Origin of the sequence: Microbacterium meiriae, assembly GCF_040685015.1 — a bacterium.
Classification (GTDB): Bacteria; Actinomycetota; Actinomycetes; order Actinomycetales; family Microbacteriaceae; genus Microbacterium; species Microbacterium meiriae.
This window is the reverse complement of the sequence record NZ_JBFBHD010000002.1, coordinates 1208899-1231616: the sequence shown is the minus strand read 5'-3', so window position 1 is coordinate 1231616 and position 22718 is coordinate 1208899. Positions and strand designations below refer to the sequence as shown.

Genomic DNA, 22718 nt, shown 5'->3' with positions numbered 1-22718 from the left:
CCGATCAGGGCCGCCCGCGCTGCGGCCACCGCATCCGCAGGGCCCGTCCGGCGATGCCGAGCAGCACGACGCCTGTGCCGAGGAGCGAGGCCAGGACGGGGAGCGTGCTCACCAGCGCGAGACAGCCGAGCGCTCCTCCCACCTGCAGCATCCGCGGGTAGCGTCGGGCGGCCCCCTGCTGGCGGAACGCGGCGGCGTTCGCGATGAGGTAGTACAGCAGCACGCCGAAGGACGAGAACCCGATCACCTCCCGGAGGTCTCCCACGAGCACCAGCCCGATCACGATGACGGCGAGGGTGATCTCGGCACGGCGCGGCACCTGGTGCCGGTCGTCGATACGGGCGAGGACCCGGGGGAGATCGCCTTCCCGCGCCATGGCGAGCGTCGTGCGGCCGATGCCGGTGAGCAGGGCGAGCAGCGCGCCGAGGGAGGCGGCCGCCGCAGCGATCCGCACCACGGGGGCGAACGCCGACCAGCCGGCCGCGGTGAGGATGTCGGCCAGGGGCGCGGCCGCTCCCCGCGCGTCGCCGCCGAGGACGAGGAGCACCACGAGGCCCACGAGCGCGTAGACGACGACGGCACCGCCGAGAGCGAGCACGATCGCGCGCGGGATCGTCCGCGCGGGGTCCACCACCTCCTCGCCCATCGTGGCGATCCGGGCGTAGCCCGCGAAGGCGAAGAAGAGCAGCCCGGCGCCCTGCAGCACCCCGTAGACGGTCGCGTCAGGCAGCGGTGCGGGCGAGGCGGCCGGGGCGGCGCCGAAGCCGACCGCCACCACGACCGCGAGCCCGAGGAGGGAGCACGCCACGAGGATGCGGGTCGCCAGCGCCGTCCGGGTCACGCCCAGGAAGTTCACGACCGCGAGGGCGGCGACGGCGATCACGGCGACGGGGGTCTGCCATCCCGCCGGCGCGGCGTAGGCGGCGAAGGTCATGGCCATGGCGGCGCAGCTCGCGATCTTGCCGATCACGAAGCTCCATCCGGCGACGAAGCCCCACCACGGTCCGATCTCCGCCCGCGCATAGGCGTACGTGCCGCCGGCGACCGGGTGCACGGCGGCGAGCTGCGCGGAGGCGGTGGCGTTCGCGTAGGCGACCGCGGCGGCGATCGCGAGGGCGACGAGCGTCGCGTTTCCGGCGACGTCGACGGCCGGACCCCAGACCGCGAACACGCCGGCGCCGATCATCGATCCGAGGCCGATCGCTACGGCGTCCGGCAGCGTCAGGCGGCGGGCGAGGGGCATCCGGTCATCGTCCCACGCCGGGGTGAACGGCGGGTGACGGGTCATCCCCGCGCGGCGGTGACGCGCTTCTTCTCGCGGATGTAGACCTCGCGGCGCACCTTCGCCACGACGTCCCCGTGGCGATCGGTGATGACGGTCTCGAACCACTCGAGCACTTTGGCCCCGCCGTGGGCACGCTGTCGCAACTCCTCGGCCTTCTCCCGCGTCACCTCGAACTCCGCGGTCAGCACCCCACGGGTGAGGAGGTTCACGTGCAGCTCCACGGTCGCGCGCGTCCAGTCGTCGCTGAACCGGCGGACACGGATGCCGCTGCACAGGTTGGGGATCCAGAGGCTCATGCCGAGGGCGAGGCGGCGGGGCGTGATGCGCATGAGGTCAGTGTGGAGGATGCGCGCGGCTGCGACGAAGACGACTGGAGGGTTGGCACAGTTGTTCTAGTTCACCTAGAATAACTAGGGAAGGGAGGCGCCATGCTCATCCGCGTCGATGTCGACAGCCCGCACGCGCTCTACGACCAGGTCGCCGCCTCGGTGCGCGCCGACATCCTCTCCGGCGCCCTCGCGCCCGGCGATCGTCTGCCGGCCGCCCGCGACGTGGCGGCCGCGCTCGACATCAACCAGCACACCGTCCTGCACGCCTACCAGCGCCTGCGCGACGAGGGCCTGGTCGACCTCCGGCGGGGCAGGGGCGCCGTGATCGCCGCCTCCGCCGCGCCCCTCGCGGAGCTCTCGCACGAGATCGACGGGCTGATCCGACGGGCCGCCGCCCTGGGGGTCTCCGCCGACACTCTCGCCGGAATCGTCCGCACGCACCGCGCAGAAGCCGAACCGCCCACTCCCGCCGCGACTCCCCAGGAGGCCCCCGATGACGACGCCTGACCCCACTCGCACCCCTCCGGCCACCCTGCGCCGCGCGCGACGGGCCTTCGTCCTCGTGGCGTCGGTCCTCCCCGTGCTCATCGTCGCGATCTCCGCTCTCGTGCTGATGACCTGGCTCCCGTCATTCCCCGCCGACGTCGCGATCCACTGGGGCGTCGACGGGGCGGACGGGTTCGGCCCGGCAACCACCTACCTCTGGGTGCTCCTCGGGGTCGGTCTCGGCATCCCGGTGCTCCTGACCATCACGACGCTCGTCGCCGTCGGGGCGCACTGGGGCGCCACCGCCCGGCTGCTCGGGGCGACCGCAGCCGGCATGTCGGCGTTCGCGGCCGTGATCTGCCTGGGTTCCCTCGCGATCCAGCGCGACATGCCGCCCGCCGGTGACGTCCCTGGCATCGCGGGGGTGATGGGGCTGGCCTTCGCGGCCCTGCTCGGCGTGGGCGCGATGGCGTGGTTCGTGCAGCCGCGCGTCCGTGCGATCCCCGGCGCCGCCCTCACGCCGCGACACGACGTGCGGGTCGGCGAGGGGGAGCGCGTCGTGTGGGTGGGGACGACGACCATGCCCACCGGTGCTCTCGTCTTCCTGCTGCTCGTGCTGCTCGGGCTCGTGGCGCTCGCCGTGATCATGGTCGTCACCCGAACCCCGATGGCCTGGGTCTCGGCCCTGGTGGCGCTCGTCGTCGGATTCGCGCTGGCGGCGACCACGTCGTTCCGGGTGCGTGTCACGCCGGACGGCATCGACGCCCGCGCCGTGATCGGGTGGCCTCGCAGGACCATCCCGGTGGCGGAGATCGTCTCGGTCCGGGCCGTGCGCATCTCGCCCTTCGGGGAGTTCGGCGGCTGGGGCTGGCGTCTCGCCCCGGACGGCCGCAGCGGGATCGTGATGCGGCAGGGGCCGGCGATCGAGGTGCATCGCCGCGACCACGGTCCCTTCGTCATCACGATCGACGGCGCGGAGGAGGCGGCAGCGCTCCTGCAGACGTACGTGGACCGGTCTGCGGGGCCTGCAGTCTCCGGGGAGACGGAGAGGGCGGAGCGATGACCACCACGACACCGACGCGCGTCCCGTGGCGCGCCGTCCTCATCTTCACCCTCACGGCCTGCGGGCTCGCCGCTCTCGTCTGCCTGCCCCTCTGGCTCGGCGACGGCCTCGCCGAGCCCTTCGCGGGGGCGATCCTTCCCGTGATGATGTTCACCCCGGCGGCCGCGGTGCTCGTCGTCATGCTCACCACGGGCGTGCCGGAGAAGGGCGTCCGCGCGCGCTTCCTCGGGATGTGGCCCCTGCGGCCCGCGAAGCGCGTCGTCGGGCTGCTGGTCGCGGCCTGGCTCGTGCCGCCGGTGCTCGTCGCCCTCGGCATCCTCCTCGCGGCCGTGCTCGGGTGGGTGCGACTCGACCTCACCTTCTCGGCGTTCGCGGACCAGCTCGCCGAGGCCCTCCCTGCGGGCGCACCCGTGCCGCCGGTCGGCGTGGTCGTGTTCGCGCAGCTCGCGGCGATCCCCGTCGGCGCCCTCGTGAACAGCGTGCTCGCCTTCGGGGAGGAGCTCGGGTGGCGCGGCTGGCTGCTCCCGGCGCTTCGTCCGCTCGGCACCTGGCCGGCGCTCCTGCTCACCGGAGCGATCTGGGGGCTGTGGCACAGCCCTGTCATCCTGCTCGGCTACAACTTCGGCCGGACGGACGTCACCGGCGTGCTGTTCATGATCGGCGGCTGCGTGGCGTGGGGCGTGCTGTTCGGCTGGCTCCGGCTGCGCTCCGGCTCGCTGTGGCCGGCGGTCGTCGCGCATGGATCCCTCAACGCCGCCGCGGGCATGATCATGATCGTCGCCGCCGTGCAGCCCGACCTCGCCCTGGCCGGGCCGCTCGGCGCGGCGGGCTGGATCGTCGCCGCCGTCGTGGCCCTCGTCCTGGCGCTCACCGGGCAGTTCCGCCGTCAGCCGGAGCTCGCCGCGCCGCGGACCCCTCCGGCCCCGCCGACGCTTGACGGCCGACCGGCGCCGGGGGTTGGCTGAGCACATGGAATCCACTCCCGCCGCCTGGGCCCGCGCCGACACCTTCCTCGCCGACACGCTCGTGGGCACGGACCCGGCCCTGGAGGCGACGCTCGAGGCGCAGCGGGCCGCGGGGCTCCCCGAGATCGAGGTCGCCCCGGTCGCGGGGAAGCTGCTGAACCTCCTCGTAAGGATGAGCGGTGCGCGCCGCGTGCTGGAGATCGGCACCCTCGGCGGCTACTCGACGATCTGGATGGCGCGAGCGGTGGGACCGGACGGACGAGTGGTGACGATCGAGGCGGAGGCCGACAACGCCGCCGTCGCCCGCGCGAGCATCGATGCCGCCGGGGTGGGGGATCGGGTCGACATCCGGATCGGGCGCGGAGCCGACGTGCTCCCGACCCTCACCGGCGCCTTCGACCTGGTCTTCATCGACGCCGACAAGGAGTCGAACACCGTCTACCTGGACTGGGCCGCGAAGCTCGGTCACCCCGGCACCGTGGTCGTGCTCGACAACATCGGCCGCGACGGCGAGATCGTCCGCGACGACTCGACGGACTCCAAGGTCAACGGCACCCGTGCGGGCCTGCGGATGCTGGGGGAGGACCCGCGCTTCGACGCCACGGCGCTGCAGACGGTCGGGATCAAGGGGTGGGACGGCATCGCGCTCGCCCTCGTCGTGTGACTCCGGCGCATCGCGCCGCTTCATCTCCGGGAGCCGTCCGATGCCGGGGATAGACTGGGCGCGGATCGACGACGCTCCACACACCCTTCCATCCTGAACAAGGAGCACATCAGTGGCACTGATCGAGGCTGTAGGCGCACGCGAGATTCTCGACTCGCGCGGAAACCCGACCGTCGAGGTGGAGGTGCTCCTCGACGACGGCATCGTGCAGCGCGCGGCCGTCCCCTCCGGCGCCTCGACCGGCGCCTTCGAGGCGTACGAGCTGCGCGACGGCGACAAGAGCCGCTACTCGGGCAAGGGCGTGCTCAAGGCCGTCGAGGCCGTCATCGACGAGCTCGGCCCGGCCATCGAGGGCGTGGAGGCGAGCGAGCAGCGCATCGTCGACGAGATCCTCATCGAGGTCGACGGCACGGACAACAAGAAGCGCGTCGGCGCCAACGCCATCCTCGGCGTGAGCCTCGCCGTGGCCAAGGCGGCCGCCGACTCCGCCGACCTGCCGCTGTTCCGCTACCTCGGCGGTCCCAACGCGCACGTGCTGCCCGTGCCGCTGTTCAACGTCATCAACGGCGGCGAGCACGCCGACAACGGCATCGACATGCAGGAGTTCTTCCTCGCGCCCATCGGCGCGGAGACCTACTCCGAGTCGCTGCGCTGGGGCGTGGAGACCTACCACGTGCTGCGTGCCGAGCTGAAGGCCGCGGGCTACGCGACCGGTCTCGGCGACGAGGGCGGCTTCGCCCCCGACCTGCCCAGCAACCGCGAGGGCCTCGACTTCCTCGTCAAGGCGATCGAGAAGGCGGGCTTCACCCCCGGCACCGACATCGCGCTCGGCCTCGACGTCGCTGCCACCGAGTTCTTCACCGACGGCGTCTACCGTCTCGACAACAAGGACTGGGACGCCGAGGCGCTCACCGAGTACTACGTCGGTCTCGTCAACGACTTCCCGATCGTCACGATCGAGGACGCCCTCGCGGAGGACGACTGGGACAACTGGAAGCACCTCACCGACGCCCTGGGCTCGAAGGTGCAGCTCGTCGGCGACGACCTGTTCGTCACGAACCCGCAGCGTCTGGCCGACGGCATCACGCGCGGCGTCGCCAACTCGCTCCTGGTGAAGGTCAACCAGATCGGCACGCTCACCGAGACGTTCGACGCGGTGAGCCTCGCGCAGCGCTCGGGCTACACCGCCATGCTCTCGCACCGTTCGGGTGAGACCGAGGACACGACGATCGCGGACCTCGTGGTCGCGACGAACGCCGGCCAGATCAAGGCGGGCGCCCCGGCGCGCAGCGAGCGCGTCGCGAAGTACAACCAGCTGCTGCGCATCGAGGAGGAGCTGGGCGACGCGGCGGTCTTCGCCGGCCGCTCGGCCTTCCCGCGCTACCGGGCCTGAGCGCCCGAGACAGCGACGCCGCTTCCGCGGCACGACCGCGCCGCCCGGAAGGCGGCAGAGACGAAGGAGGAGCCGTGGCACGACGACCGGCTCCTCCTTCGCCGTCTCCCGGGGCGGCCCCTGCCCGCCCCGCATCGTCCAGGTCGCGACGGCCCCGCGAGGCCGCCACGACCGCGCCACGCGTGGACGTGCGCGAGTGGGCATCCGGCATCCGGCTGTCCGCGTTCTCGGTGATCATGCTGTCCCTCGTCGTGCTGGGCGCCTGGGTGCTCGTCCCCACGCTCGGGACCTTCATCGACCAGCGGCAGAAGATCGCCGCGCTGGAGCAGTCCGTGCAGGTGAGCGAAGGCGAGATCGCGGCGCTGACCGCGGAGCGGGAGCGGTGGGACGACCCCGCGTACATCACGACGCAGGCCCGTGAGCGGCTCTACTACGTCAAGCCGGGCGAGGTCGTGTACCTCATCGACAACGACCTCGATCCTTCCGCCCTCCCGCGGGAGCAGGAGCCGGTGAGCGACACGCTCGAGGAGAAGCCGGCCGACTGGATGCCGCAGCTGCTGCGCACCCTCGTCTCCGCGGGACTGAGCGACACCGCCGCCACCGCCGGCTGAGGGTCCGGCTCCGAGCATCCTCCCGGACGGCTCCCCTACGCTGGTGGGGTGACCACTCCGCCGTTCCCCGCGCCCACTTCCGCCGAGCTCGCCGTCGTGTCGACCCAGCTCGGACGGCCCGCCCGCGGAGTCGTCGGCATCGCGGCCCGTTGCCGATGCGGCAACCCCACGGTGGTGGCCACCACTCCGCGCCTGCCGGACGGCGCGCCGTTCCCCACCTTCTACTACCTGACGCACCCGGCCGCGACGGCGGCGATGTCCACGCTCGAGGCGAACCAGGTCATGCCCGAGCTGGCGGGGCTGCTCGCCGAGGATGAGACCGTGGCCGCGGCCTATCAGGCGGCGCACGAGGCCTATCTCGCGGACCGGGCGCAGTTCGGCGAGGTGCCCGAGATCGACGGGATCTCTGCCGGAGGCATGCCCACGCGGGTGAAGTGCCTGCACGCGCTCGCCGGGCACGCCCTGGCGGCGGGTGCCGGTGTGAATCCGATCGGCGACGCCGCGCTCGCCCGCAGCTCCTGGTCTCCCGAGGTGTGCCGCTGCGAGGAGCCCGGCGCCGCCCTCCGCGACGATCCGGCACGCTCGGCATGACGCGGCGGCGGGTGCTGCGCGGCGCCGTCGCCCTCGTGGCGGTGGCGGCATCCGTCCTGCTCCTCGGGTCGACCGCCACGCCGACCCCCACGCCGCCGCCGGTCGCCGACGACCCCGCCGACCCGATCCGCGCGGCGGAGTACTGGCTGGACGGCGCCGGCATCAGGGAGGCCTGGCAGACCACGCGCGGCGAGGGCGTGACCATCGCCGTCATCGACACGGGCATCGGCAAGGTGCCGCAGGTCTTCGGCGAGGCGGTCGTCGGCGGCACCGACGTGTCCGGAGCCGGCACCCCCGACGGCCGCACGCCGCTCGGTGCGGTGGACGGCAACCACGGATCCTGGGTCGCGTCGCTCGCGGCCGGGCGAGGCAAGTCCGACGGCACCGGGATGATCGGCGTCGCCCCGGAGGCGGACCTGCTCTCGGTCTCGGTCGGCTTCGGCGCCGCGGCGGCCGTGCCGTTCACCGAGCAGGTGGCCAAGGGCATCCGATGGGCGGTCGATCACGGCGCCGACATCATCAACCTGTCGTTCACGACGAACACCCTCGACTGGGACGAGAGCTGGGACGACGCGTTCCTCTACGCCTTCGAGCACGATGTCGTGGTCGTCGTCGCGGCCGGCAACCGGGGGAGCGGCACGAACATCATCGGCGCTCCCGCCACGATCCCCGGCGTGCTCACGGTCGGCGGTGTCGACCAGACCGGAACGGCCAGCATCGAGGCCTCGACCCAGGGCATCACCATCGGCATCTCGGCGCCGAGCGAGGGCCTGCTCGGCGTGTCCGCGGACGGCGAGGTCGTCTCCTGGAGCGGGACCAGCGGCGCGGCCCCCATCGTGGCCGGTGTCGCCGCACTCATCCGCTCGGCGCATCCCGACATCTCGGCCAACGACGTCATCAACCGCATCATCAAGACGGCGATGCCGGTGGCCGATGCGCAGAAGCCACGCGACCCGCTGTACGGTTTCGGGCTCGTGGACGCGGACGCGGCGATCTCGGCGAACATCCCGACCGTCAGCGAGAACCCGATGGGCGACCTGGCCGAATGGGTGCGGCTGTTCCGCCGCGCGGACAGCGCGCCGACCCCCGAGCCCACCCTCGCCCCCGTGGACATCCCGCCGCTGCCGGATGCGGATGCACCGACCGAGCCCGGTTCACCGCTGCTTCCCAGCGCCGATTCCCTGCGCTACGGTACCCTGCCGCTCATCGCCCTCACGGTCCCTGGTATCCTGGTAGCGCTTGGCGTCACCGCAGCTGCCCGGCGCATCCGATCGGCGCGCGTTCCCGTACGCCACAATCCCGACTCCGAGGAGTAGTTCTTCTGTGCCTCAGAACAGCACTGTGCCCAAGATCCTGATCGTCGGCGGAGGGTACGCGGGTTTCTACACCGCGTGGAAGCTCGAGAAGCACCTGCGCAAGGGTGAGGCCGACGTGACGATGGTCGACCCGCTGCCGTACATGACGTACCAGCCGTTCCTCCCCGAGGTCGCCGCCGGATCGATCGAGGCCCGGCATTCGGTCGTCGCGCACCGCCGTCACCTGAAGCGCACGCACGTGCTCACCGCCAAGGTCACGAACATCAACCACGCGCAGAAGGTGGCCACCATCACGCCGCCCGTCGGCGAGCCGTACGAGTTCGCGTACGACCAGATCGTCGTCACCGCGGGCGCCGTCTCGCGCACGTTCCCGATCCCGGGCATCGCCGACAACGCCATCGGGCTCAAGACGATCGAAGAGGCCGTCGCGATCCGCGACAAGGTCATGTCGAACTTCGACAAGGCCGCCTCCCTCCCGGCCGGCCCCGAGCGCGACCGCCTGCTGACCGTCGTCGTCGTCGGCGGTGGCTTCGCGGGTATCGAGGTCTTCGCGGAGCTTCGCTCGCTCGCCTCCTCGCTGGTGAGCAAGTACCCGCAGCTGAGCTTCGAGGACACGCACTTCCACCTCATCGAAGCCATGGGGCGCATCATGCCCGAGGTCTCGCTGAAGACGAGCGAGTGGGTTCTCAAGGACCTCGCCAAGCGCGGCGCGAACGTCCACCTCGACACACAGGTCACCGGTGCCATCGACGGCAACGTCGAGCTCTCGACCGGCGAGGTCATCCCGACGGATGTCATCGTCTGGACCGCCGGTGTCATGGCCAACCCGACCGTCGTGCGCGGCGGCGATCTGCCGGTGGAGGAGCGCGGTCGCATCCAGACCCGTGCCGACCTCCGCGTCGGTACGGCCGAGGCGTTCGTCGAGGGCGCCTGGGCCGCCGGTGATGTCTCGGCCGTCCCCGACCTCTCGGGTGGCGGCGTGGGCGGCTTCTGCGTCCCGAACGCCCAGCACGCCGTGCGTCAGGCGAAGCTCCTGGCCAAGAACGTCGTCGCCGTGCTCCGTGGCGAGAGCCCCAAGGAGTACTTCCACAAGAACCTCGGCGCTGTCGCGGGCCTCGGTCTGTACAACGGCGTCTTCCAGTCCGGCAAGATCGCGCTCAAGGGCTTCATCGCCTGGCTCGCGCACCGCGGCTACCACGGCCTCGCGATGCCGACGTGGGAGCGCAAGTGGCGCGTGCTCTGGGGCTGGTGGAACAACCTGTGGCTGGGCCGTGACCTCGTGAACCTGCAGACGGTGCAGAACCCTCGCTACGTCTTCGAGGAGTTCGCCGCCCGCCCGCGTCCCGCCGCACCCGCGGACACTGCTCCGGCGTCTGGTGCCCCGGCGGCGAAGGCTCCGGCCGCCGAGAAGCCGGCCGCTGCCCCCGCGGCCGAGACGCCTGCAGAGATCAAGAAGCCGGCCGCGAAGCGGCCCGCAGCCAAGAAGGCTCCGGCCTCTTCGTCGAAGGACTCCGCGGAGACCGCCGCGGCGAAGTGACCACCCGGTTCTGAGGAGAAGGCCCTGAGCGCGTGAGCGCCGGGGCCTTCTTCCGTTCGCGGGGCGGCGAGAGTTGGCGACGTAACATCTCACATTGTACGCTCGCAGGGTGCTCGGGAAGGGCGTGTGCACGCACCCCCGGACGACGCTGGGAGGAGGTCCGGTGAGCGCGCACGGGGGAGAGTCGCCGACCGTCAGTGTGTCGATCCGGACGGCTGCGGGCGACGAGGAGCGGGCGGAGCGGCTCGCGGAACAGCTCGACGGCGCGCTCGTCCGCATCAGCCGCACGAACACGGAGGCGGGTGTCGGCGCCGAGGCCGGGGCGTGGCAGCCATGGACACGACGAGCCACCCACCATCTGGTACTCGACGCCGCGGTGCGCCCGCACCCGCGTCTCATCGCGCAGGTGCACGAGGCGATCGCCGGACGGCCCGGGGCGGCCCTGAGACTCTTCACCCCCGGAGACGGCTACGCCTCGCACGCCCTCCGGGTGGCGGCGTTCTCCGGCCGCCCGTGGCTCATGCCGCCCGGACCCGACCCGTCGGCGGTCGCCGTGGTGCTCCCGCTCCCCGAGGCCGCGGAGTTCGCGCGTTCCCTCCAGGTCGGCGAGGTCGCCCCTGCGGGAGTGCTGCTGCATCGGTTCGCGAGGGAACGCGGCCTCGCTCTGCTCGCCAGTACCGCCGATCTCGTGCAGCCCGACCGGCCGGGGACGCACGCTCCGGGCACCGCCTTCCTCCCCGCCGCGGTCGCTCCCGCGGACTGGTGGCAGCGCGAGACGCTCCTCGCGCCGCCCTCGATCCCGGTGGTGCATCTGCGGGATGGAGAGCCGCTCTCCTACGAGGCCGTGCCGGGCGCGGCGGACAGCTGGCGCCTTCGCGCGCGGCGAGACGTTCCGACGCCGCATGCCCGCCGATTCGCACGCATGATGCACGACCGCCTTCTCGGCACGGAGGTCGCTCGCAGCCACCTGCGCGCGGCCGCCGTGCTCCTCGGGGTGGCGGGAGTGCTGCGCGACCAGCTCGTCCTGGCATCGGATCGGGGGCGGCCGTCCGACGGCTTCGGCGCGGCGGCGGCACGGGAGGCGGCGGCGACCCTCGCCCTCGGGACGCTGCCGGAGGCGGTACCGGCCGCGGGGCGACCGGATGGCGCTGCGGAGCTCCGCGACGCGTTCCAGACGCTGTATGAGGAGATGACCGGGATCCTCGGCGGCTCCCTCCCCGTGCCGGAGCATGGAGCCGATCCATAGGCCGCCTCGCTAGCGTGTCGAAGGCAAGGGGAGTACTCCCGTCTGCAGCGACGTCGTCATGACGGGCATGTCATCGTGCCCCGGCCCGCTGGCCCGCGAGGGTGGAGGAGACCTTGGCACCCGAATCGCGGGCTGCCCGGAACCCTTGTCGTCGCCCGACGTCGCGGAGAACGGCGGCCCGTCCCACGAAGGGACCCCCATGTCGAAGCTCTCCCGCCTGATCCGCCTCGCCACCGATGCCATCGATGCGAAGGGCGGAAGTCCCGGTGCGCGTGCCGGCGACGGCACTCGCCCCTCGACGGACTGGAGCGGGATGATCCGGAGCGCGGTGGACGCCGTCCGAGCCCAGGACCCCCAGCCGCAACGCCCGACCACGCCTTCTGCCGCCTCCTCGACTCCGGACGCCCGTCCCGGTGGCGCACGAGCGTCCACCTCGGGCACGTACGCCCCACCGCCGGCCCCTGGTGCCGCCGGCGGGCGCGACGTCACCGCGGCGGACCGTGCGGCCATCGCCCGGTACGACTACCTCCTGCAGACGGCCGACCCCCACCGGATCGAGCAGATCCATCGCGAGGCCTTCACGCGCCTCACGCCGACGCAGCGGGAGCACGTCGAGGCCCGCATGCGGGCCGAGCTCCCCGCGGAAGAGCGGCCGCGCTCGTCCTCCCCTGACGACCTCGCCCGCGCGGCCGGGCGGACCGAGGCGATGCGACCGGGCCGTCTGCGCGGACTCCTCTCCCGTGTCCGCGGCGGCGGTGCGGGCGGGGCCGCGGTCGCTGCGGGCGGCGCGGCGGTCGGCGTGCTGGGCGTCGTGGCCGGCGGCGCCGTCGTGAGCACCGTGGCCGCACCGCTCCTGGAGCAGGCGGCGGGGCTCGGCGTGGACTTCGAGGCCCTGGCCTCCGGCGTCGACCTCGATGCTCTGGCCGGCGGCGCCGACGAGATCCTCGGCTCGGCCGGCGAGGCCGTGTCGGGGCTCGGCGAGGCGGCGACCGGTTGGGGGGAACGGCTCGGTGATCTCGGCATCCCCGGGATCGGCGACATCCTCGGACGGTGACGGGTGCCCCCGCTGGGACTCGAACCCAGACTGAAGCGATTTTAAGTCGCCTGCCTCTGCCATTGGGCTACGGGGGCCGCGCGGCCAGCCTATCGTCGGCGGGGTCGTGACCCGGCGGGGCTCAGGCCATAGGGTGGGGGAGTGCTCGACCTCACCGACGAACTGAGCCCCGTCCCGGGCGGCCCCGCGGTCGCCCCCGAATGGGAGGACCCGGGCCGCTACTGGCCGCGCTTGTCGGCGGCGACCGGGCATCTTCCGGCGCCGGTCGCGGTGATCGATCGCGAGGCCCTCCGCTACAACGCGATGGACCTGCTCGTCCGTGCGGGCGGTCTGCCGATCCGGGTGGCGTCGAAGTCGGTGCGGGTGCGTGCGGTCCTCGATGCCGTGCTGCGCCTCCCGGGTTTTCGCGGCATCCTCGCGTTCACGCTGGAGGAGGCCCTCTGGCTCGCGGAGACGCACGACGACATCGTGCTGGGCTACCCGACGGTCGACCGGGCCGCCCTCGAACGGCTCTGCGCCGACGAACAGGCGGCGCAGCGCATCACTCTCATGATCGACGACCCGGTGCACCTCGATCTCGTCGACAGCGTGGCGGCTCCTTCGGCGCGGCCCGAGCTCCGGGTGGCGATCGACGTCGACGCGTCCTGGCGATCGGCGCTGCTCGGACACATCGGCGTCCGCCGCTCGGCCCTCTTCTCGGCCGGTGAGGTCGCGGCGTTCGCTCGGAAGGTTGCGGCGCGCCCCGGCTTCCGTCTCGTGGGGCTGCAGATGTACGACGCGCAGATCGCGGGACAGGGCGACGCCGGCCCCGATGGGCCGCTCATCCGTCGAGTCCAGGCCCGGTCGCGTGACGAGCTGCGGGAGCGGCGGGCGGCGATCGTCTCCGCGGTCGGCGCGGTGACGGCCCTCGAGTTCCTCAACGGCGGGGGCACGGGCTCCCTCGAGTTCAGCGGCAGCGACGAGTCCCTCACCGAGGCCAGCGCGGGCAGCGGCCTGCTCGGGGGACACCTGTTCGACGGGTACCGGTCCTTCCGGCCCGCACCGGCCGCCGCGTTCGCCTTCGACGTCGTGCGCCGTCCCGCGGTGGACATCGCCACCGTGCTGGGCGGCGGCTGGATCGCCTCCGGTCCCGCGGTCGCCTCGCGGCAGCCGCGCCCGGTGTGGCCGGCGAACCTCCGCACGCTTCCGCGGGAGGCGGCCGGAGAGGTGCAGACGCCGGTGCAGGGGCCGACCGCCGCGACCCTGGGCGTCGGCGATCGCGTCTGGTTCCGTCACGCCAAGAGCGGCGAACCGGCAGAGCGCATCGCCGCCTACCACCTCGTCTCCGGCGACGAGGTCGTCGACGAGCTGCCGACGTATCGTGGCGAGGGGAAGGCGTTCCTGTGACGAGGATCGGCGGCACCTGGCAGAACTGGGGCCGATCGGCGTCCGTCCGCCCGGTCCGGGTCGAGCGCCCGCGCAGCCCCGAAGGCGTGCAGCGCGCCGTGCGGGCAGCGGCGCGGCAGGGGCTGACGATCAAAGCGGTCGGCGCCGGTCACAGCTTCACCGGGATCGCCGTCGCGCCCGGTGTGCTCCTCGAACTCGACGATCTCCAGGGCCTCGTCTCGGCGGACGTCGCGAGCGGACGGGTCACGCTCCTCGCCGGCACGCGGTTGCATCGCATCCCCGGGCTGCTCGCGCGCTACGGCCTCGCGATGGAGAACCTCGGCGACATCGACCGGCAATCCATCGCGGGCGCGATCTCCACGGGCACGCACGGGACCGGCGCCGGCTTCGGCGGTCTCGCCACGCAGGTGGTGGGGGTGACCCTCATCACCGCAGACGGGGAGTTCCTCCGCATCGATGAGGCGCACAGTCCCGAACTGCTGCCGGCGGTCGCCTTGGGGCTGGGTGCGCTCGGCATCATCGTCGAGGTGACGCTGCAGTGCGTGCCGACCTTCGTGATGCATGCGATCGACGAGCCGGTGCCCCTGGACGAGGTGCTCTCCACGATCGACGAGCGCGTCGCCGCGGCCGATCACTTCGAGTTCTACTGGTTCCCGCACACCGACGTGGCACTGACCAAGCGGCAATCGCGGCTGCCCGAGTCGACGCGGAGAAAGCCTCTGCCGATCGTGGGCCGGTGGGTGGACGAAACCCTTCTCGCCAACGGCGTGTACCGCGTCGTCTGCGCGGCGGGACAGGCCGTCCCGGCGATCACGCCGCCGTTCAACCGGCTCGCCGTGCGGCTCACCGGGGACCGGGAGTACACCGACCTGTCGAACCGCGTGCTCACCCAGAGTCGGACCGTGCGGTTCCGCGAGATGGAGTACGCGCTGCCGGCCGCCGAGGTCGTGCCGGCGTTCCGCGCCCTCCAGGAGCTCATCGCACAGCGCGGCTGGCGCATCGAATTCCCCGTGGAGGTGCGGTTCGCGGCGGCGGACGACCGCTGGCTCTCGACGGCGCACGACCGCGCGACCGCGTACATCGCGGTGCACCGGTACTGGCGGGCGGACCCGACCGTGTACTTCGGCGCGGTGGAGGAGATCATGCTGGCGCACGGCGGCCGCCCGCATTGGGGCAAGCTGCACACGCTTACGCACGAGACCCTGCATGACCGGTATCCGCGCTTCGACGACTTCGTGGCAGTGCGCGACCGCCTCGATCCGGAGCGCCGGTTCACGAACCGGTACCTGGAGCGGGTTCTGGGCAGCTGATGCGCGGGCCGGCGAGCTGCCGAGTCCCCAGTCCACGTGCAGGCACCGCGTCTAGGATGAGAGAAACACGGGAAAGGGTGGGGCACTGATGGAATGGCTCGTGCCGGTACTGATCGTCGTCGGGGTGATCCTGCTCGTCGGCGTCTATCTCTGGGCGACGTACAACTCGCTGGTGCAGCTGAACGTCCGCGTGGACGAAGCCTGGAGCGGCATCACGGTCCAGCTCAAGCGCCGTGCCGACCTCATCCCGAATCTCATCGAGACGGTCAAGGGCTATGCCTCGCACGAGAAGGCGGTGTTCGAGAACGTCACCCGCGCCCGTGCCGAGACCCTCTCCGCCGGCAGCCCCGGTGAGGCGGGGATCGCCGAAGGGCACCTGCAGCAGGCGCTGCGCAGCCTCTTCGCTGTGGCCGAGGCCTACCCGCAGCTCCAGGCGAGCCAGAACTTCCTGCAGGTGCAGCAGGCCCTCGTCGACACCGAGGACAAGATCCAGGCCGCGCGGCGCTTCTACAACGGCGGGGTGAGGGAGCTGAACACGAAGATCAAGGTGTTCCCCAACAACCTCTTCGCCAAGGGGCTCGGCTTCACGGAGCGCGAGTTCTTCGAGGTCGCCGACAGCGGCGCCATCTCCGAGCCGCCGCGCGTGCAGTTCTGATCCTCGCCCTCACCACACGGTGAGGGCGAGTTCGTCTGCGGTGATCTCGACGCCTCCGCGCACGCTCCATGCGGTGCTGCGATAGGTGACCGAGCGCGTCGTCCCGTTCTGTCCGGTGCCGGTCACGGTCGCCTCGAGGACGCCGTCGTCGGCGGCGAACGTCGTCGGGGTGAGGGTCACCATCGGGAACCGCTCGACGCGGAAGGCGACATCGGAGACCTCTCGGAACTCCGTGCCCCAGGGGATCCGGATGCCGCAGTTCTCGGGAATCGCGCTTCCACCGGCCGTGCAGGTCTCCAGGTAGGCCTCGAGCTGCGATTGTGCGGCCTCGGTCGCCTCGGGGCGGAGCGCGGCGGTCACTGTCGCCGTGGCGTCGCCGCCGGGCAGCACGACGGCCTCGGTCGTCCCCGTCAGCAGCGTCAGGGGCGCGGCCGCCACGGGATACACGGCAGGCAGCAGCGCCGCATCCTCCGCCACCGGGAGGACGGCATCGCCGACCTGCACGGCCGTCCCGACCGTCGTCGTGGCGCGGAGCGTGCCGAGGCCGGAGGCGTCGACGACCCAGCGCCCGTCCTCCTGATCCAGCCTCAGCCGGGCCTCGTGCTCGTCCCCGTCGAGCCGGAACGTCACGGTCGCTGACACCTCGCCGTCGCTGTCGCGGACCCCCGTGACCTGGGCGTCCTCGATGGTCGAGGCTGCCCCGGCGAACGCGGCGAGGGCGCGGTCGGACACCGCGGTCCCGGTCGCCGTGACCGCCTCCGGATCGCCCGTCTCCAGAGCCCGGAGGTAGTCCCGCACGGCCTCTTCCGGTGTGGGCGAGCGGAGCGTGGAGACACCCCACCACACCGCTGCGGCCACGGCGACGACCGCGACGAGACCGGCCAGGAGCCACCGACGACGACGGGTCATGCGACGCCCTCGCGTACGTGGACATGACGCCGCACCACGCCCGGCGCGGTCGAGGCGAGCGCCGCGTGGACGCCTGCGGTCGCATCGCCCCACCCGGAGACCGACACCTGCTCGAGGCCCTGCCACTGCGCGGCCCGCAGGAGCTCCGCGGCGATCGCCTCGGCGTCACCCGGGCGAGCCTGCGGCTCCCACCACGCCGACTGCACCTGGAGGGTCGAGGTGCCGCGGTCGGCCTTGAGGTCGACGCGCGCCACGATCCGGTCGCCGACGAGCACGGGCAGCGAGTAGTAGCCGTAGCGGCGCTTCGCAGCCGGGACGTAGATCTCGATGCGGTAGTCGAGCTCGAATGCCCGCAACGCGCGTTCCCGGAACCACACCACCGGATCGAAGGGGGTCAGCAGGGCGGCGGTCTCGACCCGGCGTGGGAGCACGGCGTCCCGGTGCCGCCAGGCGGGGAGAGGTCTGCCACCACGCTCCCAGCCGCGGACGCTCACCGGCTGCACCTCTTCGGTGTCCACGAGGTCGGCGATCGCCGCCGTCACCGCAGCGCGGTCGCGGAGACGGTAGTAGTCCGCGAGATCGGCCGCGGTGCCGACGCCGCTGGAGCGCGCCGCACGCCGGACGAGCTCGCGGATGGCGTCCTCCCGCGGGATCTCCCGGGACCGGATGCCGTCCGGGATGACCTGCTCGGCGAGGGCGTACGTGCGTTCGAACCCCCGGCGCCCGCTCACGGCCACATCGCCCGTGCGCCACAGATGCTCGAGAGCGAGCTTGACCTCGTCCCAGTCCCACCAGGTGCCGCGCTCGCGCGGGGCATCGGCACGGAGGTCGACGGGGCGCAGGGGTCCGCGCGCGCGAAGCTCGTCCTGAACCCACTCCACCGTCCGGGCATTCGAGCGGAGCCAGGAGTCCTCCGCGGACCAGCGTCGCCGGAAGTCGTCCATGCGGAACCGCCACAGGTGCCAGTCCTCGACGGGGATGAAAGTCGCCTCATGGGCGAGATACTCCACGTAATGGGTCGTGCGGGACAGGAAGAGGCGGTCGAGGAGCGCGGGATCATAGGCGCCGAGACGGGAGAACAGCGGGAGGTAGTGCGACCGGGCGAACACGTTGACGGAGTCGATCTGCAGCACGCCGAGCCGGTCCATCACGCGGTGCAGATGGCGCCCGGAGACGGTGGCCGGACGTGCGCGGGTGAAGCCCTGGGCGGCGAGGGCGATCCGGCGTGCCTGAGCGGGACTGAGGGTGTCGGTCACGCCGCCAGCGTATCCCCGGTATCCGACATCGTCGCCGCGCGCAAGATGCGTCGAACGGCATACGGCATGACCGTAGACTGAGGCGATGAGCGAGGACCAGCGACCCCGGCTGCGCGATCTGTTCCGTCCGCGCCCCGTGGTGACCGATCGGACCGTGACCACCGAAGCCGACGAAGCGGTGCCGCTGCCTCTGCGCATCACGGCGAGCTACGCCTGGCGCCTGCTGCTCATCGCAGCGGCCATCGGCGTCTTCATCTGGCTGGTGATGCTGCTCAAGCTCCTCGTCATCCCGCTCATGGTCGGGATCCTCATCACCGCCCTGCTGTGGCCGGCGTTCTCCTGGATGCTGCGCCACGGGTTCCCGCGCTGGCTCGCGATCGCCGTCTCGCTCATCGGCACCGCGGCGATCGTCACGGGACTCATGTGGCTCGTGGTGTGGCAGGTGCGCGCCCAGCTCCCCGACGTGCAGCAGCGCACGACCGAGGCCTTGGACCAGTTCCAGGTCTGGCTGCACGAGGGCCCGCTGAGTCTGTCGGATACGCAGATCGCGGACTATCTGCAGCAGGGCCTCGACTTCATCAGCGAGCAGGCGCAGGTCCTCTGGACGGGGGCCCTCGCGATCGGGACCACCGTGGGGCACGTCGCCACGGGGGCGCTGCTGTCCCTGTTCATCCTCATCTGCCTCCTCGCGGACGGCGCCGGTATCTGGCGCTGGACGCTCCGGATCTTCCCGCGGAAGGCCCGTCCCGCTGTCGACGGTGCCGCGCGCAACGGCTGGACGACGATCGTCAACTACGCCAGGACGCAGCTGTTCGTGGCGACGATCGACGCGATCGGCATCGGCCTCGGTGCCTTCCTGCTCCAGGTCCCGCTCGCGCTGCCCGTCGCCGTCCTGGTGTTCCTCGGCTCGTTCATCCCGATCGTCGGTGCGGTCGTGACCGGTGCGGTCGCCGTGTTCCTCGCGCTCGTCTACAACGGCCCGTGGATCGCCCTCTGGATGCTCGTGGTCGTGCTGGCCGTGCAGCAGATCGAGGGTCACATCCTGCAGCCGATCATGATGGGTTCCGCCGTCAAGGTGCACCCGCTCGCCGTCGTCCTCGTGGTCGCGGGCGGCGCGATGATCGCGGGGATCCCCGGCGCACTCTTCGCCGTCCCGCTGGCCGCGTTCGTGAACGTGGCGGCGGTGACCATCAGCTCGGGATCCTGGCGCACCGGCGTCGGGCCGAGCGGAGACCTGATCTGGAGCACAGTTCCGCGCGAGCGGAGACGGAGGAATCGATGAGCGCAGTCCCCAGCCTGACCGAGTTCCAGGACGCGGCTCGAAGTCTGGCTGAGGTGATCTCGCACACCCCGACCCTGCCCTCGCGGGCGCTGTCCGATGCGCTCGGCGCCCCGGTGCTGCTGAAGATGGAGAACCTGCAGCGCACGGGCTCCTTCAAGATCCGCGGTGCGGCCTACCGCCTCTCCCGGCTCAGCGCGGAGGAGCGCTCCCGCGGCGTCGTGGCGGCCTCGGCCGGGAACCACGCACAGGGCGTCGCCCTGGCCGCCCAGGCACTCGGCATCCCCGCGACGATCTTCATGCCGCTCGGGGTCCCGGTTCCGAAGCTCCTCGCCACACGCGGGTACGGCGCGGACGTGGTGCTCGAGGGGGAGACGGTCGCCACCTCGCTGCGCCTGGCCGCCGAGTTCTCCGAGCGCACCGGTGCCGTGCTCATCCATCCCTTCGATCACCGTGACATCGTCATCGGGCAGGGCACGCTCGGCCTGGAACTGCTGGAGGATGCGCCCGAGATCGACACCGTCGTCCTCGGGATCGGCGGCGGCGGGCTGATCGCCGGCGTCGCCGCAGCGGTGAAGGCCAAGGCCGCGGAACTCGGTCGCACGATCCGCGTGATCGGCGTGCAGGCGGAGAACGCGGCCGCCGTCCCGCCGTCGCTGGCGGCCGGGGAGCCGGTCGACATCGTCACGCGCCCCACCATCGCGGACGGCATCCTCGTCGCGCGACCGGGCGCCGTGCCGTTCGAGATCATCAAGGAACTCGTCGACGAGGTCGTCACGGTCTCCGACGACGACCTCGCGCGCGCGATGCTCGTGCTCCTGGAACAGGCGAAGGTCGTGGTCGAGCCGGCAGGTGCGGCAGGCGTCGCTGCCATCCTCTCCGGACGCGTGTCGGCGACCGGCACGACGATGGCGGTGCTGTCCGGCGGCAACATCGACCCGCTCCTGCTGCAGCGGGTGGTGTCGCACGGCCTCGCCGCCTCCGGGCGGTACCTCACGATCCGCATCCCGCTACCCGACCGTCCGGGTCAGCTCGCCCGCGTGTCCGAGCTCATCGCGGAGGCGGGAGCGAACGTCATCGAGGCCATGCACACCCGTCACGGCCACGGACTCCAGATCAGCGAGGTCATCCTCGAACTGAGCGTGGAGACCCGCGGGGCGGAGCACTCGGCCCACACGCTGGACACCCTCCGTCGCGCCGGGTTCGCGCCCATCGTCGTCCCGGACTGAGTCCGCCCGATACGACGCACCCCCTCGACCGTCGCGGTCGAGGGGGTGCGTCGTGACGAACAGGCGTCAGCCCGTGTAGGTCTCGACCTTCACGATCTCGACGCTGATCGAGCGGCCGTTCGGCGCCTCGTACGACGAGGACTCACCGACCTTGAGGCCGAGGATCGCCTGGCCCAGCGGGCTGGCCTCGCTGTAGACGTCGAGGTCGCTGCCGGCGGCGGCGATCTCGCGGCTGCCGAGGAGGAAGACCTCCTCGCCGCCCGCGACGACCGCGGTCACGACAGTGCCCGGCTCGACGATGCCGCGGCTGGCGGGAGCCTCGCCCACCTTCGCGGTCTTCAGCAGCGCCTCCAGGGTGCGGATGCGCGCCTCCTGCTTGCCCTGCTCGTCCTTCGCCGCGTGGTAGCCGCCGTTCTCCTTGAGGTCGCCCTCCTCGCGGGCCGCCTCGATGCGCTTGGCGATCTCGTCGCGGCCGACGGTGGAGAGGTGTTCCAGCTCGGCGACGAGCCGGTCGTAGGCTTCCTGCGTGAGGAAGGGGACCTGAGCATCGGTGGACATGACGAAGCTCCTTCTATCGGGATCCCGCCGAGATGCCGCGGGGGATATGCCAAGACGCCCCGGCACGGTGCCGGGGCGTCGTCTGTCTGGCATCAGTCTAGGCGACCCAGCAGGTGTTCACCAAACCTGTCGTGGCCTCCGCGACGGTCGGGATGCGCTCCGCACGGGTGAGCGAGTGGGCGTCTCCGGCCGGGATCTCCACGATCTTCCAGCCCACGACACCGAACTCCTCGTCGAGGGCTTCGAGCACGCAGACGACGTCCTTGCCCTGGACGCCGGTGACCTGGAAGCGGAGGTCGACGGCATGCTCGTCCACGAGTTCGAAGCCCAGGTCGTCGGCATCGACGGAGCTCATCGACTGACTCACGGTGGACCAGGCGAGGGCGGCGAGGAGGAGCAGGGCGACGGCCCCGGCGAGGAACCACGGCCACCGACGGCGGCGGGTGCGGCCGTAGCGTTCGTCGAGCTGGAGGGCGGTCGTCACAGGTGGGGTCTTCCGGTCGTTAGGCTGGTGTTACCAGGTTATGCGACCTGCGTACGAAAGGCCGATTCATGCGCTTCCTCTCCGAGACTCCGATGCCGACACCGTCGATGACGGTGGCTCCGGAGTCGGTCACGCCGGGCTTCGCCGGCTTCGCGGTGATCGTCTTCGTGCTCATCGCCGTGATCCTGCTGATCTGGGACATGAACCGCCGGATCCGCCGGGTGCGGTACCGCGAAGAGGTCCGCGAGGAGCTCGACGCGGAAGAAGCCGCCCGCGCCGCCGAGAACGCCGCGGACGACGGTCGCACCGCACCGGAAGCTCCGGCCGCGTCCGATGAGGGGCCGCGCGAGCGCTGACCCCGGCTCAGGGCGCGCCGAGCGACGGCGACAGCGGGTGCAGGGCGATCAGCAGGCACGCCGTCCAGTGGCACAGGAACGCCAGAACAGTGCACACGTGGAAGATCTCGTGGAAGCCGAAGTGTCCGGGCCAGGGGTTCGGCTTCTTCAGCGCGTAGACGATGGCGCCGCCCGTGTAGAGCAGACCGCCGACGATCACGAGGACCATCATGGCGACGTTGGCGTCGAGCAGGTCGACGATGTACATCACCGCGGCCCAGCCGAGCAGTAGGTACAGCGCGACGTAGAGCCAGCGCGGCGCGTGGATCCAGAACACCCGGAAGAGGATGCCGAGCAGGGCTCCGCTCCAGACCAGCGTCAGCAGCAGGACGCCCTTCGCCGGCGGCAGCGCCAGGGTCGCGAGCGGCGTGTACGTGCCGGCGATGAGCAGCAGGATGTTCGCATGGTCGATCCGCTTGAGGATGCCCTTGACCCGCGGCCGCCAGTTGAAGCGGTGGTACACGGCCGAGTTCCCGAACAGCAGCAGCGAGGTGGCCATGAAGACCACCGCGGCCCACTTCGCCGCGGCGCCCTGCGACACGACGACGAGGATGATGCCGGCGACGAGCGCGACGGGGAACGTGCCGGCGTGGATCCAGCCGCGCCAGGTCGGTTTGATCTCGGTCGCCGCATCGGCGGCCGCGGCTTCGAGCAGCGGCAGCTGTGGGACGTCGGCGCCGGTCTGGTCGGAAGTGCTCACGTGCTCACTCTAAGCGG

24 protein-coding genes and 1 tRNA gene are annotated in these 22718 nt (G+C 71.9%); 17 read left to right on the top strand and 8 right to left on the bottom strand.

Annotation, left to right across the window (positions count from 1 at the left end):
- Positions 1-4: 4 nt before the first annotated feature.
- Both AB0N68_RS14425 and AB0N68_RS14420 read right to left on the bottom strand, forming a co-directional pair.
- Positions 5-1243, bottom strand: a complete 1239-nt coding sequence (locus tag AB0N68_RS14425; RefSeq protein WP_313366433.1) for an APC family permease — start codon at positions 1241-1243, stop codon at positions 5-7.
- A gap of 41 nt (positions 1244-1284) precedes the next feature.
- Positions 1285-1614, bottom strand: coding sequence for a hypothetical protein (locus AB0N68_RS14420; protein WP_363332978.1), 330 nt, complete (start codon positions 1612-1614; stop codon positions 1285-1287).
- Positions 1615-1713: 99 nt separating this feature from the next.
- On the opposite strand from AB0N68_RS14420, the gene AB0N68_RS14415 reads away from it, so the two are divergent.
- The 11 genes from AB0N68_RS14415 to AB0N68_RS14365 all read left to right on the top strand — a co-directional run bounded on the left by AB0N68_RS14415 (position 1714) and on the right by AB0N68_RS14365 (position 12540).
- The gene (locus tag AB0N68_RS14415; RefSeq protein ID WP_187663574.1) at positions 1714-2121 is read left to right on the top strand and encodes a GntR family transcriptional regulator; all 408 of its coding nucleotides are present in this window, start codon (positions 1714-1716) and stop codon (positions 2119-2121) included.
- Positions 2108-3163, top strand: a complete 1056-nt coding sequence (locus tag AB0N68_RS14410; protein ID WP_313366434.1) for a DUF1648 domain-containing protein — start codon at positions 2108-2110, stop codon at positions 3161-3163. The genes AB0N68_RS14415 and AB0N68_RS14410 overlap by 14 nt, the downstream gene beginning before the upstream one ends.
- Positions 3160-4128: a CPBP family intramembrane glutamic endopeptidase gene (locus tag AB0N68_RS14405; RefSeq protein ID WP_313366435.1), complete on the top strand. Its 969-nt coding sequence runs from the start codon at positions 3160-3162 to the stop codon at positions 4126-4128. The genes AB0N68_RS14410 and AB0N68_RS14405 overlap by 4 nt, the downstream gene beginning before the upstream one ends.
- A gap of 4 nt (positions 4129-4132) precedes the next feature.
- Positions 4133-4792, top strand: coding sequence for an O-methyltransferase (locus AB0N68_RS14400; RefSeq protein ID WP_187663577.1), 660 nt, complete (start codon positions 4133-4135; stop codon positions 4790-4792).
- 112 nt (positions 4793-4904) lie between these two features.
- The gene (gene eno, locus AB0N68_RS14395; RefSeq protein WP_187663578.1) at positions 4905-6185 is read left to right on the top strand and encodes a phosphopyruvate hydratase; all 1281 of its coding nucleotides are present in this window, start codon (positions 4905-4907) and stop codon (positions 6183-6185) included.
- A 182-nt stretch (positions 6186-6367) separates the two neighbouring features.
- Complete coding sequence (locus AB0N68_RS14390; RefSeq protein ID WP_313366437.1) at positions 6368-6796, top strand: FtsB family cell division protein; 429 nt, start codon at positions 6368-6370, stop codon at positions 6794-6796.
- A gap of 48 nt (positions 6797-6844) precedes the next feature.
- Positions 6845-7387 carry a DUF501 domain-containing protein gene (locus AB0N68_RS14385; protein WP_259952143.1) on the top strand — a complete coding sequence of 181 codons (543 nt, stop codon included), beginning with the start codon at positions 6845-6847 and terminating at the stop codon, positions 7385-7387.
- Positions 7384-8703: a S8 family serine peptidase gene (locus AB0N68_RS14380; protein ID WP_363332974.1), complete on the top strand. Its 1320-nt coding sequence runs from the start codon at positions 7384-7386 to the stop codon at positions 8701-8703. The genes AB0N68_RS14385 and AB0N68_RS14380 overlap by 4 nt, the downstream gene beginning before the upstream one ends.
- 25 nt (positions 8704-8728) lie before the next feature.
- Entirely contained in the window at positions 8729-10240 is a 1512-nt protein-coding gene (locus AB0N68_RS14375; protein WP_313366438.1) for an NAD(P)/FAD-dependent oxidoreductase, read from the top strand.
- Positions 10241-10403: 163 nt separating this feature from the next.
- Positions 10404-11486 (top strand): hypothetical protein, encoded by a 1083-nt coding sequence (locus AB0N68_RS14370; protein ID WP_313366439.1) that lies wholly within the window; start codon positions 10404-10406, stop codon positions 11484-11486.
- 199 nt (positions 11487-11685) lie between these two features.
- Positions 11686-12540 carry a cation-transporting ATPase gene (locus AB0N68_RS14365; RefSeq protein WP_187663584.1) on the top strand — a complete coding sequence of 285 codons (855 nt, stop codon included), beginning with the start codon at positions 11686-11688 and terminating at the stop codon, positions 12538-12540.
- Positions 12541-12544: 4 nt separating this feature from the next.
- Here AB0N68_RS14365 and AB0N68_RS14360 read toward each other — a convergent pair.
- Positions 12545-12617 (bottom strand) — tRNA-Leu (locus AB0N68_RS14360).
- A 64-nt stretch (positions 12618-12681) separates the two neighbouring features.
- On the opposite strand from AB0N68_RS14360, the gene AB0N68_RS14355 reads away from it, so the two are divergent.
- The 3 genes from AB0N68_RS14355 to AB0N68_RS14345 all read left to right on the top strand — a co-directional run bounded on the left by AB0N68_RS14355 (position 12682) and on the right by AB0N68_RS14345 (position 15891).
- The gene (locus AB0N68_RS14355; RefSeq protein WP_363332972.1) at positions 12682-13926 is read left to right on the top strand and encodes an alanine racemase; all 1245 of its coding nucleotides are present in this window, start codon (positions 12682-12684) and stop codon (positions 13924-13926) included.
- Positions 13923-15236, top strand: a complete 1314-nt coding sequence (locus tag AB0N68_RS14350) for an FAD-linked oxidoreductase, L-gulonolactone oxidase family (RefSeq protein ID WP_313366441.1) — start codon at positions 13923-13925, stop codon at positions 15234-15236. Before AB0N68_RS14355 ends, AB0N68_RS14350 begins: the two co-directional genes overlap by 4 nt.
- Before the next feature lie 88 nt (positions 15237-15324).
- Positions 15325-15891 (top strand): LemA family protein, encoded by a 567-nt coding sequence (locus AB0N68_RS14345; RefSeq protein ID WP_136051621.1) that lies wholly within the window; start codon positions 15325-15327, stop codon positions 15889-15891.
- Positions 15892-15900: 9 nt separating this feature from the next.
- Here AB0N68_RS14345 and AB0N68_RS14340 read toward each other — a convergent pair whose 3' ends face one another.
- Positions 15901-16800, bottom strand: a complete 900-nt coding sequence (locus AB0N68_RS14340; protein WP_313366442.1) for a hypothetical protein — start codon at positions 16798-16800, stop codon at positions 15901-15903.
- Positions 16797-18056, bottom strand: coding sequence for a winged helix-turn-helix domain-containing protein (locus AB0N68_RS14335; protein WP_363332969.1), 1260 nt, complete (start codon positions 18054-18056; stop codon positions 16797-16799). Before AB0N68_RS14335 ends, AB0N68_RS14340 begins: the two co-directional genes overlap by 4 nt.
- An 85-nt stretch (positions 18057-18141) precedes the next feature.
- Here AB0N68_RS14335 and AB0N68_RS14330 point away from each other — a divergent pair, with 85 nt between their 5' ends.
- Positions 18142-19338 (top strand): AI-2E family transporter, encoded by a 1197-nt coding sequence (locus tag AB0N68_RS14330; RefSeq protein WP_187663589.1) that lies wholly within the window; start codon positions 18142-18144, stop codon positions 19336-19338.
- The gene (gene ilvA, locus AB0N68_RS14325) at positions 19335-20564 is read left to right on the top strand and encodes a threonine ammonia-lyase (RefSeq protein ID WP_187663590.1); all 1230 of its coding nucleotides are present in this window, start codon (positions 19335-19337) and stop codon (positions 20562-20564) included. Before AB0N68_RS14330 ends, ilvA begins: the two co-directional genes overlap by 4 nt.
- 66 nt (positions 20565-20630) lie before the next feature.
- Here the strand turns inward: ilvA and greA are convergent, their stop codons facing one another.
- Both greA and AB0N68_RS14315 read right to left on the bottom strand, forming a co-directional pair.
- Positions 20631-21122 (bottom strand): transcription elongation factor GreA, encoded by a 492-nt coding sequence (greA, locus tag AB0N68_RS14320; protein ID WP_136051615.1) that lies wholly within the window; start codon positions 21120-21122, stop codon positions 20631-20633.
- 97 nt (positions 21123-21219) lie between these two features.
- Entirely contained in the window at positions 21220-21606 is a 387-nt protein-coding gene (locus tag AB0N68_RS14315) for a DUF4307 domain-containing protein (protein ID WP_187663591.1), read from the bottom strand.
- A gap of 68 nt (positions 21607-21674) precedes the next feature.
- Here AB0N68_RS14315 and AB0N68_RS14310 point away from each other — a divergent pair, with 68 nt between their 5' ends.
- On the top strand, positions 21675-21962 hold the full coding sequence (locus AB0N68_RS14310) for a hypothetical protein (protein WP_259952160.1): 288 nt from the start codon (positions 21675-21677) through the stop codon (positions 21960-21962).
- A 7-nt stretch (positions 21963-21969) separates the two neighbouring features.
- Here the strand turns inward: AB0N68_RS14310 and trhA are convergent, their stop codons facing one another.
- Positions 21970-22701 (bottom strand): PAQR family membrane homeostasis protein TrhA, encoded by a 732-nt coding sequence (trhA, locus tag AB0N68_RS14305; protein ID WP_187663593.1) that lies wholly within the window; start codon positions 22699-22701, stop codon positions 21970-21972.
- Between the last annotated feature and the right edge of the window lie 17 nt (positions 22702-22718).